Source organism: Pseudoalteromonas sp. SG43-7 (assembly GCF_014164295.1).
Classification (GTDB): Bacteria; Pseudomonadota; Gammaproteobacteria; order Enterobacterales; family Alteromonadaceae; genus Pseudoalteromonas; species Pseudoalteromonas rhizosphaerae.
Map to the genome: position 1 here is coordinate 22,901 of NZ_JACJEY010000046.1, position 14,504 is coordinate 37,404.

General features: G+C 39.6%; 11 protein-coding genes. 8 read left to right on the top strand and 3 right to left on the bottom strand.

All coding sequences use genetic code 11. The annotated features are described in order from the left end of the window. Positions 1-102: 102 nt before the first annotated feature. The 7 genes from cysG to H5200_RS17655 all read left to right on the top strand — a co-directional run bounded on the left by cysG (position 103) and on the right by H5200_RS17655 (position 8,224). Entirely contained in the window at positions 103-1,524 is a 1,422-nt protein-coding gene (cysG, locus tag H5200_RS17625) for a siroheme synthase CysG (RefSeq protein WP_182732018.1), read from the top strand. A gap of 52 nt (positions 1,525-1,576) precedes the next feature. Then, on the top strand, positions 1,577-2,476 hold the full coding sequence (cysD, locus tag H5200_RS17630; RefSeq protein WP_145238271.1) for a sulfate adenylyltransferase subunit CysD: 900 nt from the start codon (positions 1,577-1,579) through the stop codon (positions 2,474-2,476). Then, complete coding sequence (cysN, locus tag H5200_RS17635; RefSeq protein WP_145238268.1) at positions 2,476-3,903, top strand: sulfate adenylyltransferase subunit CysN; 1,428 nt, start codon at positions 2,476-2,478, stop codon at positions 3,901-3,903. Before cysD ends, cysN begins: the two co-directional genes overlap by 1 nt. A gap of 30 nt (positions 3,904-3,933) precedes the next feature. Further along, positions 3,934-5,658 (top strand): SLC13 family permease, encoded by a 1,725-nt coding sequence (locus H5200_RS17640; protein WP_182719264.1) that lies wholly within the window; start codon positions 3,934-3,936, stop codon positions 5,656-5,658. Between the two features lie 30 nt (positions 5,659-5,688). Continuing rightward, positions 5,689-6,288 (top strand): adenylyl-sulfate kinase, encoded by a 600-nt coding sequence (cysC, locus tag H5200_RS17645; protein WP_145238262.1) that lies wholly within the window; start codon positions 5,689-5,691, stop codon positions 6,286-6,288. Between the two features lie 3 nt (positions 6,289-6,291). Beyond that, the gene (gene cysQ / locus H5200_RS17650) at positions 6,292-7,074 is read left to right on the top strand and encodes a 3'(2'),5'-bisphosphate nucleotidase CysQ (protein WP_145238259.1); all 783 of its coding nucleotides are present in this window, start codon (positions 6,292-6,294) and stop codon (positions 7,072-7,074) included. A gap of 472 nt (positions 7,075-7,546) precedes the next feature. Further along, a complete protein-coding gene (locus tag H5200_RS17655) occupies positions 7,547-8,224 on the top strand; it encodes a potassium channel family protein (protein ID WP_182762019.1) in 678 nt (225 codons plus the stop codon). Between the two features lie 135 nt (positions 8,225-8,359). Here H5200_RS17655 and H5200_RS17660 read toward each other — a convergent pair whose 3' ends face one another. Further along, positions 8,360-10,891 carry an ATP-binding protein gene (locus H5200_RS17660; protein WP_182762021.1) on the bottom strand — a complete coding sequence of 844 codons (2,532 nt, stop codon included), beginning with the start codon at positions 10,889-10,891 and terminating at the stop codon, positions 8,360-8,362. Between the two features lie 373 nt (positions 10,892-11,264). Between H5200_RS17660 and H5200_RS17665 the strand changes: the two genes are divergently transcribed. Beyond that, on the top strand, positions 11,265-11,753 hold the full coding sequence (locus H5200_RS17665) for a hypothetical protein (RefSeq protein WP_259399229.1): 489 nt from the start codon (positions 11,265-11,267) through the stop codon (positions 11,751-11,753). A 130-nt stretch (positions 11,754-11,883) separates the two neighbouring features. On the opposite strand, the gene H5200_RS17670 is transcribed toward H5200_RS17665, so the two are convergent. Together H5200_RS17670 and H5200_RS17675 are read right to left on the bottom strand one after the other, a co-directional pair. Beyond that, positions 11,884-12,633 (bottom strand): tetratricopeptide repeat protein, encoded by a 750-nt coding sequence (locus H5200_RS17670; protein ID WP_182719259.1) that lies wholly within the window; start codon positions 12,631-12,633, stop codon positions 11,884-11,886. A 401-nt stretch (positions 12,634-13,034) separates the two neighbouring features. Beyond that, positions 13,035-14,294: an aromatic amino acid transport family protein gene (locus tag H5200_RS17675; protein WP_182762023.1), complete on the bottom strand. Its 1,260-nt coding sequence runs from the start codon at positions 14,292-14,294 to the stop codon at positions 13,035-13,037. Positions 14,295-14,504: the final 210 nt, after the last annotated feature.

The following is a 14,504-nucleotide window of genomic DNA, read 5'->3' on the forward strand; positions in this document are numbered from 1 at the left end:
GTTATATTAACTGGGTTTTAATTATTTTTTACTTAGCTTACGTCACTATATTCTGAGTTTCTGAAAAGCATCTTTGCTGTAATTTTTTCCAAGGGTCTACACATGCAATATTTACCTATCTTTACCAAGCTCGACAATAAACCTGTATTGGTTGTTGGCGGTGGAGAGGTTGCGTTACGTAAGTGCCGTGCATTTTTGAAAGCTCGCGCTGATGTCACTTTAGTAGCACCTTGGTTTTGTGATGAATTAAAAGAGCATGCACAAAATAATGATGTCACTCTAATTGACGCTTTTTTTGATGAATCACATCTTGATGGAAAAATGCTGGTCATTGCCGCAACCGACAATGACGGCGTAAATAACAGCGTATTTGAACTCGCAAATGCACGAAATGTATTCGTTAACGTGGTGGATGACCAACCTAAATGCACCTTTATTTTTCCTTCAATTGTTGATCGTGACCCGATCACTATTGCAATTTCAAGTGCTGGCACAGCGCCGGTATTAGCACGGCGCTTACGCGAGAAGTTAGAAACGCTTATTCCACAACACATCGGCCCGCTTGCAAGTTTAGTTGGCAGCTTTCGCGACAAAGTAAAACAGCGCTTCACGAGTTTTGCTGATCGTCGCCAATTTTGGGAAGGCGTATTTGATTCATCTGTCGTCAGCAAAGTACAAACGGGTGATACAGCTGCCGCAAGCGTACAGCTTGAACAATTACTCGATAGCAAACTGGATCCTGAAGGTGAAGTATACGTAATTGGCGCAGGTCCAGGAGATCCAGAGCTATTAACACTGAAAGCACTGCAACTAATGCAACAAGCTGATGTGGTGGTGTATGACTTTCTAGTCTCTGACGAAATTATGGAGCTAGTACGCCGCGATGCCGATTTAATTTGTGTGGGTAAACGCTTAGGCGATCACAGTGTTGTGCAAGAAGATACTAACCAAATGCTAGTTGACCTTGCCAAGCAAGGTAAAAAAGTGTGCCGCATTAAAGGTGGCGACCCGTTTATTTATGGCCGTGGTGGTGAAGAAGTTCAAGTACTGGCAGCTAATAACGTAAATTACCAAATCGTCCCTGGCATAACTGCTGCCGCAGGTTGTAGCGCTTATGCGGGTATTCCGCTAACGCACCGTGACCATGCACAAGCCATACAGTTTGTAACTGGTCACTGTAAAAAAGACGGTCAAGAACTAGATTGGCAATCACTGGCAAAACCAAACCAAACTCTGGCAATTTATATGGGTGTAATTAAGTCTCCCCATATTCAAGCACAATTATTAAAACATGGTCGTGGTGCAGATACACCCGTGGCAATTATTGAAAACGGTACTCGCAAAAATCAACGCGTTGTAACCGGTAAATTAGGTGAGCTGGCCGATTTAATCGAGCGTCACAGCATTATTTCACCGGCATTATTAATTATTGGTGAAGTTGCTTCATTACATGAAGAACTTCATTGGTTTGGCACAAAAGCCCAAACTAGTAGCTTTGCACAACCGCTTACAGACGTGGCATAGCTTTAAACTATTTAGATTTTAACTTTTAATCATTTTAGTAGGACGACTAACAATGGCTTTAACTCACCTTCAGCAATTAGAAGCTGAAAGTATCAAAATCATGCGCGAAGTTGCTGCTGAGTTTGAGAACCCAGTTATGCTTTACTCTATAGGTAAAGATTCATCGGTACTTTTACATTTAGCGCGTAAAGCGTTTTACCCAGGTAAAATTCCGTTTCCACTGCTTCACGTTGATACCAACTGGAAGTTTAAAGAAATGATCGAATTTCGTGATCGCTTAGCAAAAGAGTACGGTTTTGACTTACTCGTCCACAAAAATCCTGAAGGCTTAGCGATTGATATCAGCCCATTTACTCATGGCTCTGGTAAGCATACCGATATCATGAAAACCCAAGGCTTAAAACAGGCGCTTGATAAATACGGCTTTGATGCCGCGTTTGGTGGTGCACGCCGCGACGAAGAAAAATCTCGCGCTAAAGAGCGTGTTTATTCATTCCGTGATAAACACCACAGATGGGATCCAAAAAACCAACGTCCAGAGCTTTGGAATACCTATAACAGTCAAGTTAACCCTGGCGAAAGCATCCGTGTATTCCCACTTTCTAACTGGACTGAACTTGATATTTGGCAATATATCTATCAAGAAAACATCGATATGGTTCCGCTTTACTTAGCCAAAGAGCGCCCTGTTGTAGAGCGTGATGGTACTTTGATCATGGTTGATGATGAGCGTATGCCGCTTAAAGAAGGCGAAGTACCCATGATGAAATCTGTTCGTTTTCGTACTTTAGGTTGTTACCCACTTACCGGTGCAGTGGAATCAACAGCCAGTACACTGACTGAGATTATCGAAGAAATGCTGCTATCGACTTCATCAGAGCGTGAAGGTCGGGTAATTGACCACGATTCAGCAGGTTCAATGGAGAAGAAAAAACGTGAGGGCTATTTCTAATGTCTATTAATACTAGCGATACAATTAACGAAGTAAAAGCAATTGGCATCGACGCCTACCTTGCTCGCCAACAAGACAAAAGCCTATTGCGTATGCTGACCTGTGGTAGTGTGGATGACGGTAAATCAACCCTAATTGGCCGCCTACTGCACGACAGCCACCAAATTTATGAAGATCAGTTAGCAGCACTGCATAAAGATAACGAAAAAGTCGGTAATGCCGGTGAAGAGCTCGATTTAGCACTACTGGTTGACGGCTTACAAGCTGAGCGTGAGCAAGGCATAACTATTGATGTAGCGTACCGTTATTTTTCAACGGCTAAACGTAAATTCATTATTGCTGATACTCCAGGGCATGAGCAATACACCCGCAACATGGTAACTGGTGCATCAACCAGTGATGTAGCGATTATTCTTGTTGATGCGCGCTACGGTGTGCAAGTACAAACTAAGCGTCACAGCTTTATCTGTGATTCATTGGGTATTAAACAGTTTGTTGTTGCCGTGAATAAAATGGATATTGTTGATTTTGACGAAACCGTTTATGAGCGCATTAAAGCCGATTATTTAAAATTTGCCGAGCAACTTAACGTATCTAACATCAAGTTTGTGCCTATGTCGGCGCTTAAAGGCGATAACGTAGTAACACGCTCAGAGCACACACCATATTACACAGATAAACCACTGCTTGAGTTATTAGAAGACTCACCAGCAGCTGAAACAGACACTGGCTTTGAAGCGCGTTTCCCTGTGCAGTATGTAGTACGCCCTAACCTAAACTTCCGTGGTTTCCAAGGTACTTTGACCTCAGGAAAATTACGCGTTGGTGATGCTATTAAAGTATTGCCATCAGGTAAAACCTCAAGCATTAAAGAGATTGTAACCTTTGACGGCAACTTAGACACAGCCGAAGCTGGCCAAGCAATTACTTTAACGCTTAACACTGAAATTGATATTAGCCGAGGGGACGTGATCGTTCCTGCTGATTCAACAGCGACTGTTACTAACCAAGTACAAGCAAAGCTTGTGTGGATGCACGAAGCGCCGCTGGTACTGGGTAAAAGCTATAACTTTAAGCTAGGCAGTAAAAATACTTCGGCTATCGTGAAAAAGATTGATCACACCATTGATGTGAACACCCTTGAACACGGCAGCGCAGACAGCCTGCAGTTAAACGAAATCGCGATTGTTACCCTAGAATTGACCGAAACCATTTTGGCCGATGCTTATCACAACAATCACGAAACCGGTGCGTTTATTTTAATCGATCGTTTATCTAACTTAACTGTTGCGGCGGGTATGATTGAAAACGTGCTTGCTAAGCAACAACAAACGGGTAACTTTAGTGAGTTTGAAGTTGAATTTAATGCGTTAGTACGCAAGCACTTCCCACATTGGCAAGCGCTTGATATATCTAAGCTTAAATAACCAACTTTGCCTGTTAAGGACATATAAAGCATGTATCAACAGCTAGTATTAACAGGCATTATGCTAACTTTAGTCGGGTGCCTGTTTGGCACGCGGCTAAAGCCAGCATGGCTTTTTGTTGGCGCCATTGGCACCGCATATCTAGGCGGGTTAATCGACCTTGAAGATATGCTGATCAACTACGCCAATCCATCACTGATCACCTTAGTGTTATTAGTACTGGTTTCGATTGCGGTTGAAAAAACTACACTCGTACAAAAGCTTGCCCAGTCATTATCAAAAGGAAGTTTAACCAGCTCAGTCACTAAGCTCGGACTTTCTACAGCGTTTTTATCCTCATTTACCAATAATACAGCGGTTGTCGCATCGCTCATTACTGCCATAAAAGACAATCCAAACCATTCACCTTCAAAGCTACTATTACCGCTGTCGTATACTGCTATTTTAGGTGGCACAATTACCTTAATTGGTACTTCAACAAATTTAATCGTCAATGGTTTTGCCGTTGATGCAGGCATGGCACCGCTAGGCTTTTTCGACTTTACCATAGTCGGGTTAGGCGCATTAAGTGTGGGCCTGATCACTATTTTAGTGATGCTAAAATATTTGCCAGACAACGGCAAAAACGATCAAGAAGTGGTGCCTTTTTATCTCGAAGGTAAAATAGAAGAAGGCTCAAAACTAATTGGTAAAAGCGTAGAAGAAAATGGCCTGCGCGAACTTAAAGACTTATTCCTAGCGGAAATTATTCGCGGCGATAAACGCATTTGTGCAGTGACCCCGCAACAAGTGATTAAAGCGGGCGATGTATTGCTGTTTGTCGGTGACATCAAATCAGTGCCATTGCTAACACGCTTTGACGGGCTAAAAATAGTTCACGATAAACATCAAAAAGATGTTGAGCACCTCGTTGAAGTTGTTGTCAGCCAATCATCTAAATTTATAGGAAAAACAGTTAAAGAAGCGCGTTTTCGTGAACAGTTTCATGCCGCTGTTATCGCTATTCGTCGCGGCCATGACCGCTTGCAAGGTGGCCTTGGTAAAGTGCAGCTGCAAGCGGGAGACTCACTGATCCTCGCACCAGGTAAAGACTTTTATAGTCTGCCTAATTTAAAACGCGAATTTGTGTATATTTCCGGGCTTGATTTACAAACTCACTTAGCGCCCAAGCAATCTAACTTAGTATTAGCGAGCTTTGCAACGGTACTTGGGCTGAGTATTATTGGCTATGTACCACTGGTAAAAGGCTTATTAGTATTGCTGATTGGCTTAATGCTCACGGGAACGATAAAGCTGAGTGAAGTAAAACGCCGTTTTCCTATTGAGTTACTCGCTGTAGTTGGTAGCGCCATTGGCCTTGCAAAACTGATGATAGGCACCGGCCTAGCTGGACAAATATCTGCAGCATTGTTTTATGTACTCGGTGATTTTGGCCCCTATGGCGCGTTTATCGCGATTTTTGTAATGACAGTAATGTTCACCGAACTTATCACCAATAACGCCGCAGCGGCACTATCATTCCCTGTCGCTTATGCATTAGCAATGGGCTTTAATGTTGACCCGCTGCCGTTTATTATGGCGGTCGCCTTTGGTGCATCTGCAAGCTTTATATCACCATTTGGTTATCAAACTAACCTGATGGTTTATAGCGCCGGCAATTATCGTTTAAAAGACTATGTATTAATGGGCTTACCACTTTCTATTATTTATTCAATAACGGTATTAACCCTGATCCCGCTGGTATTTCCATTTTAAGCCAGCGCTTACTCATAAGAGAGTTTTATAATGGATGAGAACATTGTTTGGCATAACTATGCCATTACTAAAGCACAACGTAGCGAACACAAAAGCCATAAACCGGCTATTTTATGGTTCACTGGTTTTTCCGGCTCAGGTAAAAGCACCGTAGCAAACGCCCTTGAAAGCGCACTCAATCAACAAGGTATTCACACCTACCTGCTTGATGGCGACAACGTACGCCACGGCTTGTGTAAAGATTTAGGCTTTAGCGACGAAGACCGTATCGAAAATATTCGCCGCGTTGGTGAAACCGCTAAACTAATGGTCGATGCTGGATTATTGGTACTCACCGCATTTATTTCCCCATTTCGCGCGGAACGCGATATGGTAAGAAACTTAGTCGATGACGGTGAATTTATCGAAGTGTTTTTAGACACACCTCTGGACGTATGCGAGAGCCGCGATCCAAAAGGCTTATACAAAAAAGCCCGCGCAGGTGAAATAAAACACTTCACAGGTATAGATTCAGACTACCAAATACCCCATTCACCGGAAATAATCTTAGATACCAGTAAAAACACCCTAGACCAATCGGTGCAAGAGCTGATAGCGTATCTAAAACAACAGCAAATTATTAAAGGTTAAGTCATGAACCAAACGGAACTGCTCGAAGAAATACTGATCCTTGCCCGCCAAGCTGGCAGCGCTATTATGGGGATTTACGAAAAGGATTTTAACGTTGAGTACAAAGCTGATGAAAGCCCTGTAACCGACGCCGATCTTGCAGCTCACAAAGTGATTGCCAATGGCCTAGCCCACTTAACCCCAGAGATCCCAGTATTAAGTGAAGAAAGTGCCGATATCAGCTGGGATATTCGCCAAACGTGGACCCGCTATTGGCTGGTTGACCCAATCGACGGCACTAAAGAGTTTATTAAAAAGAACGGTGAGTTTACCGTTAACATCGCCTTGATTGAAAACGGCAAACCTATCTTAGCGGTAGTAGATGCGCCTGCGCTAGGCGTGTCTTATCTGGCAGCAGAGGCAATCGGCGCATTTAAGGACCGCGGTGATGAGCGCATTGAGCTTAAAGTCACCACCAAAGCAAACAAAGGCCTTATCCGCGTAGTCGGCAGCCGCTCGCATCCATCACCGGATTTAGCCGAGTTTGTAAAACGCTTTGATGAGGTTGAAATGGTCTCAAAAGGCAGTTCACTAAAACTGTGCTTAGTCGCCGAAGGCAGCGCCGATATTTACCCACGCCTAGGCCCAACCTGTGAATGGGACACCGGCGCAGGCCACGCTATAGCCGAAATCGCCGGCGCAAAAGTCACTAAGCTTGATGGCAGCCCGCTTGTTTACAACACAAAAGATGAGTATTTGAATCCGTACTTTATGGTGAGTGTGATAGAAGAAGAAACCAAGCTATAAGCCGTAAGTTTTAAGTGGTAAGTTTAAGGCCGACTCTTCACTCGTAGGAGTTGGCTTCAGCCACGAAAAATCCTGCTCTGCATTCTATTTGAAAAAACAATTTCACCACAGAGAACACCGAGGCGCTTCGCTACATAGAGGCTGAATCATAAGCTGTAGAGCTTTAAACGGTAAGTTTAAGCCCGACTCTTCACTCGTAGGAGTTGGCTTCAGCCACGAAAAATCCTGCTCTGCGTTCTATTTGAAAAAACAATTTCACCACCGAGAACACCGAGGCGATTCGCACTACACAGAGGTTGAATCATAAGCGGTAAGTTTTAAGTCCGAGTCCAGCATTAGGAAATATCTTTTTCAAATTTCTATTAATCAATAACTGAAATGCATGATCAATTTAAATCACTAGTTTAATTTCAGTTCTTACGTTACTTTATATTAAATTTATTTATAAAAGCTTTGATTTAGGTAGGGATATATGAAATTTTGTAAATGGATTAAAAGTTTTATTTGTAACAATAAGGCTTTATCAACTTGGTATTCTCTAACTTTACTAATAACCATACTATGTCTTCTTGCGTTTTTTTGTGCGCAATTAACAACCCTGATATACCTTATTTTTATATTTATAGTACTGTGCATTAGCTCATCCATCATATTCATTCGAACATTAACTAAAACTAAAAAAAACAATATTAAGAACTGCCAGAACAAAAATCTAATTATTGAAAAAAATAATCAAATCAACGAAAAGCTTAGTCAAGAAAACCACCCCGAGCAATTATCTCAAATAGTCGGTGAAATCCAACAACTCGCAACAGGTAACATTAATAAATTTGAAGCAGCTATAAAAAATAATATCAAATTTTCGCTGTTTATCCTTATTTCTAATTTAGGCTTATTGGTAGTTAATATTTTTCTATTCGCCGCGCTTTACTCTTTGATATTTAATGAGCTAAATAGCCCAAAGCAGTTCATAGACAGCTTATATTTTAGCTTAGTAACCTTTACAACTCTTGGGTATGGTGAAATTACGATTTCTGATAGCTTTTTTAGGTTACTTTCTGCCTTACAAGCTCTGACAGGGCTTATATTAACAGCGTCTTTTACAGGTATTATATTCTTCTTTTTTGATAACAGTAACGATGATATTTAAAAGCTAAATTTAAGGTGCTACGCTACACAGTCTATTTGGTATTCATGCTCTTTTTTAGGTCAGAATATCCCGTCACATTTTTCAGGCTAAAGCCTGACCTGCAAAAAATCTTAAATGTATTGTTAAGTAATGGCTTTACTTTAATTTTTTTGTTAATGCTTTTATTTGCTTTTCTAATATGTCCGCATTTTTATAATTACTTACAAGTAATGCTATATCTGCATTTATACCTGTATTACATTTTAAAGAATCATACGCAGCTCTTGTAAGAGCATATAAACCTTTGGGAAGTTGCTCTTCAAAAGTCTTGCTAAAAATTTCAGAAAATCTCCTTTCATAGCTGTCTGTTAACACTTCAATAAGCGCTACTCTCAACCTGTGTTTAGCTCTTTTTATACAAGTCGTATCTTCACTACTATTTGATAAAAATAGTTCAATATCAACAATTGATTCAATCGTTAATCTACTTGCTATATAAAAAGCAACTCTACGCGTCGGTTCATCATTTGTATGCCCAACGACAGTTTTGTAGTCAAAAAATAGGCTTGAATCTAATTTACCTGATTCGAGATCACAGAATATAAACTGAGCAACCCTATCTTCACTTGCAAATGAGTTAGTTTCCAACCAATATTTTACAAAACTTAATAAATCTTTAGATTGTGTTATATCTTTCAATGTTTCAATAAAATTTTGATCAGAATCTATTTTGTCTACATTTTGCTTTAAAGCTCTATGCAGATACTTAGGGGAGTGAATACCCTGTAAGTAGTCTTTTAATCTGTCAAAGTGATACTTATCGTCTATTTCAATTAAATTTAACAACACTACGATGAAATGATGAATGTTCTTATCATTCTGCGCTATTTCCTCTAAAGAGCCTTTAAGATCTTGCCCCTGTACTCGGATATAATTTGGTTCATTTAAGAAATGTAAAACTCTATTAAAGGCCTTAACTTCTTTTTCTCGCAATGTGTAAAGCATTAGCAAAGAAAATATATTTATTTCCCCCATCAAACCATCACTTCTATCAGGAGCCAAAGCTTCATCAGCTCTTCTTAATACTTTTTTTAGCGCTCTAAATGTATTTAAATAACGAAGAATTAGCTCAACTTCTTCTGTCTTACTCATTAACAATGGTAGTCGATTACCTTGTTCATCGAATACATCTAAATCATCATTCAAAACTAGAACACCAGTTTCTTTAGCTTTGTGAATCGTGGATAAAATAAACTTATTTAATATTTTTTCCACACTATCACTTAAAGCAATATCCTCTCTATAATCCGTTGCTTTTGAGATCACTTCTGCGGCAATATCATTTTCATTACCCATTGCGACGATAAAGTTGATGTTACTTAAATCTCTATCTTTTAATCTATCTAAAAGTGCTGCGATATCATTTTGGCGTTTTTCATTTTCATCTTCTGTCCCACGATCGACATCTTGCAGGGTGATCAGTAATTTATGGTTGGTTGCTTCAAGAACATCATTAAGCTTTTTGAAGCTCTCTTCAATATCAACGGGGCCTGCGAGTAGTGTGGATGCAAATTGAAAAAGACTGCCGCCTGATTTTAGGGCTTCGGTGTAATGTTTTGGTAATGCACGAAAGGCGCACATATCTAAGTGCGGGCTAATGTCATCAATGATATGACTCAGTATTACATGTGCAACACTGCCGCTTGCTGCGCCCCATATTGGTATATCGCTGTGTATCCAATTAATCTTGTTTTGTCGTTCTACCTTTAGCTTTTCTTCATCTGATAATTCAGCTTCTACCTTTTTAGATTTTTTGAGCTCATTTGCTATTGCAGCGACAATGCTACTTTTACCACATCCAAATGGCCCACACAGCGCGATATGTTGCGCTATATCCTCTTCATGCTCATCACCACCATTGCGAAGTCGCTCGGTAATACGATTAGCGTAAACCTGTAAGTCTCGCTCTAATTGAGCTGTGCTTGTAATTATTGAGTCATCTTTAAACCAAGCTCTAAAGTCTTCTAAATCACTAAATTCATTATCAGAGTCACTCAAAGCAATGTAATTATTCGTGGATACAACTTCTGAGCTACCATTCCCCCTCACTCTCAGAATAACTGCAATGCTATAAAGTAAAATATATGTTGTAATTAGCGGCCATGGCATGTCGTAATAACCAGACATAACTAAGAACATGCCTAACAATAGAAATAATAACCCCCATGATTTAATACTCACTTTTTTGGCTTTTTCCTGCAACTCTTGAAACGAAATACACAGCACGCATGCAAAGATAGCAATATGAAGGTACTTCAAACTAGCAAAGAGCAGCTCGTCGTCCAATAAATAGCCTTGGTAGCGTTCACTAATGAACACATATACAAGTGTTGCAATTATCGAGAACCACACAGCAATAGTCGCTGGCGGGTACTTCCAACTAAACCCAATACTGCGTTTGGCGTGGGAGATATAAAACTTATCCAGCATTAGCTTGATGCCAATGCCGGCAAGAAAAGCAAAACTATAATGCAGCACAGGGCTCGCATATAAAATACTGCCCCACTTCATATAGGCATGTTGTACAAAACTGACGTTACTTACAAATACCGTAATCGCAGCTGCGGTAATTGCACACAATAAAAGTGATAGCCAACGTTGGGCTGGAATAGGAAGAGACTGCGACAATGTAATTTCCTTATAAGTAAACAAGTTAAAGCAACTAGCCCAGTCTATACTTAATTACTTGAAATTAGAAACAACTAGCAACTACACAGAGGTTTACTCCTCTGTGTAGCGCGTAGCGCCTCCAAACCTCGGTGGTTCCAAACAATTACTTTGGCTTGTCGTTTTCAGTTTTAGCCTTCGTCTATAAGTGACTTTAAGCATGAAATATCTGACACCGAAGTACTTGGTATTGGTGTTCTTTTGTAAGTCGGGATTCATCCCGTCACATTGTCAGACTAAAGCCAGACCTACAAAGGTAATTACAATTAACTGGTACAAAAGGTTATTTTAGTTTGCTACTCTGCTCTTCTCTAAAACGGACTTGTGAGAATTTATGAAAACTAGCTATATACTGCCCTTATTATGCTGCTTTTACCCTGCATCTGCCATATCACAGAGCCCAAACATCACTAATTACTTAACTATCGAATACCATAATTCAATAAAAGCATATGACACTAAACTTGAAAAATGTCAGCAAACAGCAATAGTTATAACTCCAGATGACGTTAAACATATTTCAGATGACTGGAATGTGCTTAGTAGTGTTTTATCTTATCATTATGCAAAGACGCAAGATTTATGCACACATGATGAGTTGCAGCGTTTCACATTGCTTTCAGCAAAATTGCAGGCCTTAAAAGATAGCGATAAAACCATGCTTGATAAGTACAACCAATTAATTATGGCAATCCCTTTAACTTTTGAGCGAACTAAAGCTGATTACTTTATTTTGCCTGAAGATATACGTGAACAATTTTCTAGCTTAGAAAAATTAAATAAGCCATTTAATTTAATGAAGACAATGGAAAACTTCGAGTAGCCAAGCCTTGATAAAATGAGCAAATAATTACATTGCTCATCGTAGGCTGAGTTGAGTATTACAACATTCAGCCTATTTGAACCAAAGAAAGCAGTAAAGCTTTAAGCGATAAGCTTGAACCATTCGATTGCTAAGTTATTTTATCAGCTCGTGCTACTTTTTCTGCATAAAAATAAGTTGATTGCATATCCAAAGGCTTACTCAATAGCCCGGTTTCTATATTGTTCAATACAGCTAGGTTTTTCTTTGCAGGTCCATAGTCTGGATCAAGTGCTAACGCTTGCTCAAAGTAATCTCGCGCTTGCATATAATCCTGTAACATTAAATAACAAATCCCCAAGTTCCCTTTAGCCTGCACATGCTTAGGCTGATTTGATGCAATCACTTTAAACAAGGGAATAGCTTTTTCATACTGCTCTGTTTGGAGAAATTCAAAGCCCCTATCGAAACGTTCTGAATCTTCAAGGTACTGTTCAATAGTAAAACCTGTCGGCAAGCCTTTTTCAACTAACTCAATAATTTCTTTAGACGCAGTAATAACGTCAGTCTCTTCTGGTGATGCATACTTCAATGCTGCAACATGGTGCTTAATAGATAAATCAACCTTTCCAGTTTTTTGATAACTAATCGCCAGGTTATAGTGAGCTAAAGCATATTCACCATTAACTGCTATGGATTTCAGCAAGTTTTGTATAGCTAAGTTATAATCACCTTTGAGTACAGCCATTATACCGACCCCATAATAGGTCAAGTAATGACGTGGGTACTTTTTAGCTGCTTTTTTCAGCAAGTACTTACCCTGTTTCGCATCGCCATTCTGCAAAAAATAAAATGCATCCTCTAAGATATCTTCGAGGTATAAGGTTGCTTTATCGACCACTTTGATCTCCATTACTACTTTGGTTAAATAGACCTAACTGTTGTAAACCATCAATTTTAAGTTGTAAGTTAGAACTCTTCAACTAATGAATAATCACCAAGGCACTTCACGCTCCATAGAGGCTTTAGTCATGAAACATTCCTCTATCTAAAAAGCCTCTCGTAAAATCAGCTATTGTATTTTAACATTCTCGGTTCAATTAATTGATTCTACGGGAAGAAGTAATGACAACGATTGAAAGTGGATTAGCGCTGCTGAAACAAGCTTTAAAAAAAGGCCTAGCCTTTGCTACTGATATTAGAGGTCGTGCCCTAGCTGCAATCGCGTAAACTAAAAAGCCTTGTAAGTTTGTCACCTACAGGGCTTTTATTTAATCTAACTAAAGTCTCTAAAGCTACTTGCTAAGCAACAAAGCCATAAATCAAAGCAGCTACCGCTAATAAGCCTACCGCTAACACGAACAAGGTGCTAAAACGGCCACGGTATTTTTGTAATGCTGGAACTTTATAAACTGCAATCATTGGCATGATGAATAATATCATCGCAATAATCGGCCCTGATAGTTGATCCATCATATCTAAGATACTTGGGTTTTTAACAGCACAAAACCAAATAGCAAAGAACATGATAGCAACACCAATTTTATCGGCGCTCTTCACTGATAGGTTGGTTTGCTTAGTAACAAGCCCATTAAAGCTTTCTCTTGCTCCTAAAAAATGACCTAAGAAAGATGAAGTGATAGCAATAAACGCGACTAGCGGGCCAAAGGTGGCAATAAATGAGTTGTCAGTAACATTAGCTAAGTATGATAACACGGATACATTTTGTGCTTTTGCTTGCAACATTTGCTCTGGTGTTAATGAAAGTACACACGAAAATACAAACAATAGAACGAACACTATCAGTAATAAACTGGTGCGCTTTAGAATCGCCTCGGACTTAGCTGTTGCTTGCTTACCATAATGACCTCGTTGTACGTTTACAAAGCTTGAAATCGCCGCTGCGTGGCTAAATGAGAACACTATTATAGGAATTGACAGCCATAGTGTTTTACTAAAGCCTACAAACTCAGGAAAGGCCATATTTGGTACTTGCCAACTAGGGATTAGATACAAAGATAGAAACAGTAAAATCCCTACTAACGGATACACTAAAATAGCAAAAGCACGCAACATTAGCCTTTCACCACCGAGCATCAAGCTGATCATACTGGCAACTAAAACTCCTGAAAGCAATACTCTAGAAGGTGCTTCCATACCTAATTGGTTTACTATAAAACTATCAACAGTATTGGTTAGGCCAACACCATAGATCAGTAAAATTGGAAATATTGATAAAAAATACAATAATGAAATTAATCTACCAGCATTCACACCAAAATGCTCTTCAACCACATCGGTAAAATCAGCATCTTTGTTCTTTGATGACAATACAAAACGCGCTAAACCACGGTGGGCTAAGAAAGTCATTGGAAACGCTAAACACGCTAAAATGATCAGCGGCCAAAAGCCACCAATACCAATATTAATTGGCAAAAACAAAATACCGGCACCGACTGCAGTACCAAAAAGACTCAACACCCATTGGGTATCATGAAAGTTCCATTTAGATTTACTTGTTGTCACTGCGTCAAACTGCGCAGCATCAGTGGAAGAGTTCATGCACTTCACCTATTAGTATAATAATTTGGCAAGAGCATATAGAAATCAACACATTATTTCAGTTTTTGGCGACATAATTAACTAAATATTACAACCTATTTTGTAATTACTGAGTTACTTACTGTCATGAATTTGAAACAGTCATAAAATCAAAATTCTTTAGCTGATAGAGGAAATAAATTTGCGAGTTTCGTGTTTCGTGTTTCGAGT

Excerpts from the sequence above, each read along its gene's own strand:
- cysG (WP_182732018.1), top strand. The coding sequence starts at position 103 with ATGCAATATTTACCTATCTTTACCAAGCTCGACAATAAACCTGTATTG.
- cysD (WP_145238271.1), top strand. The coding sequence starts at position 1,577 with ATGGCTTTAACTCACCTTCAGCAATTAGAAGCTGAAAGTATCAAAATC.
- cysN (WP_145238268.1), top strand. The coding sequence starts at position 2,476 with ATGTCTATTAATACTAGCGATACAATTAACGAAGTAAAAGCAATTGGC.
- H5200_RS17640 (WP_182719264.1), top strand. The coding sequence starts at position 3,934 with ATGTATCAACAGCTAGTATTAACAGGCATTATGCTAACTTTAGTCGGG.
- cysC (WP_145238262.1), top strand. The coding sequence starts at position 5,689 with ATGGATGAGAACATTGTTTGGCATAACTATGCCATTACTAAAGCACAA.
- cysQ (WP_145238259.1), top strand. The coding sequence starts at position 6,292 with ATGAACCAAACGGAACTGCTCGAAGAAATACTGATCCTTGCCCGCCAA.
- H5200_RS17655 (WP_182762019.1), top strand. The coding sequence starts at position 7,547 with ATGAAATTTTGTAAATGGATTAAAAGTTTTATTTGTAACAATAAGGCT.
- H5200_RS17665 (WP_259399229.1), top strand. The coding sequence starts at position 11,265 with ATGAAAACTAGCTATATACTGCCCTTATTATGCTGCTTTTACCCTGCA.
- H5200_RS17675 (WP_182762023.1), bottom strand. The coding sequence starts at position 14,294 with ATGAACTCTTCCACTGATGCTGCGCAGTTTGACGCAGTGACAACAAGT.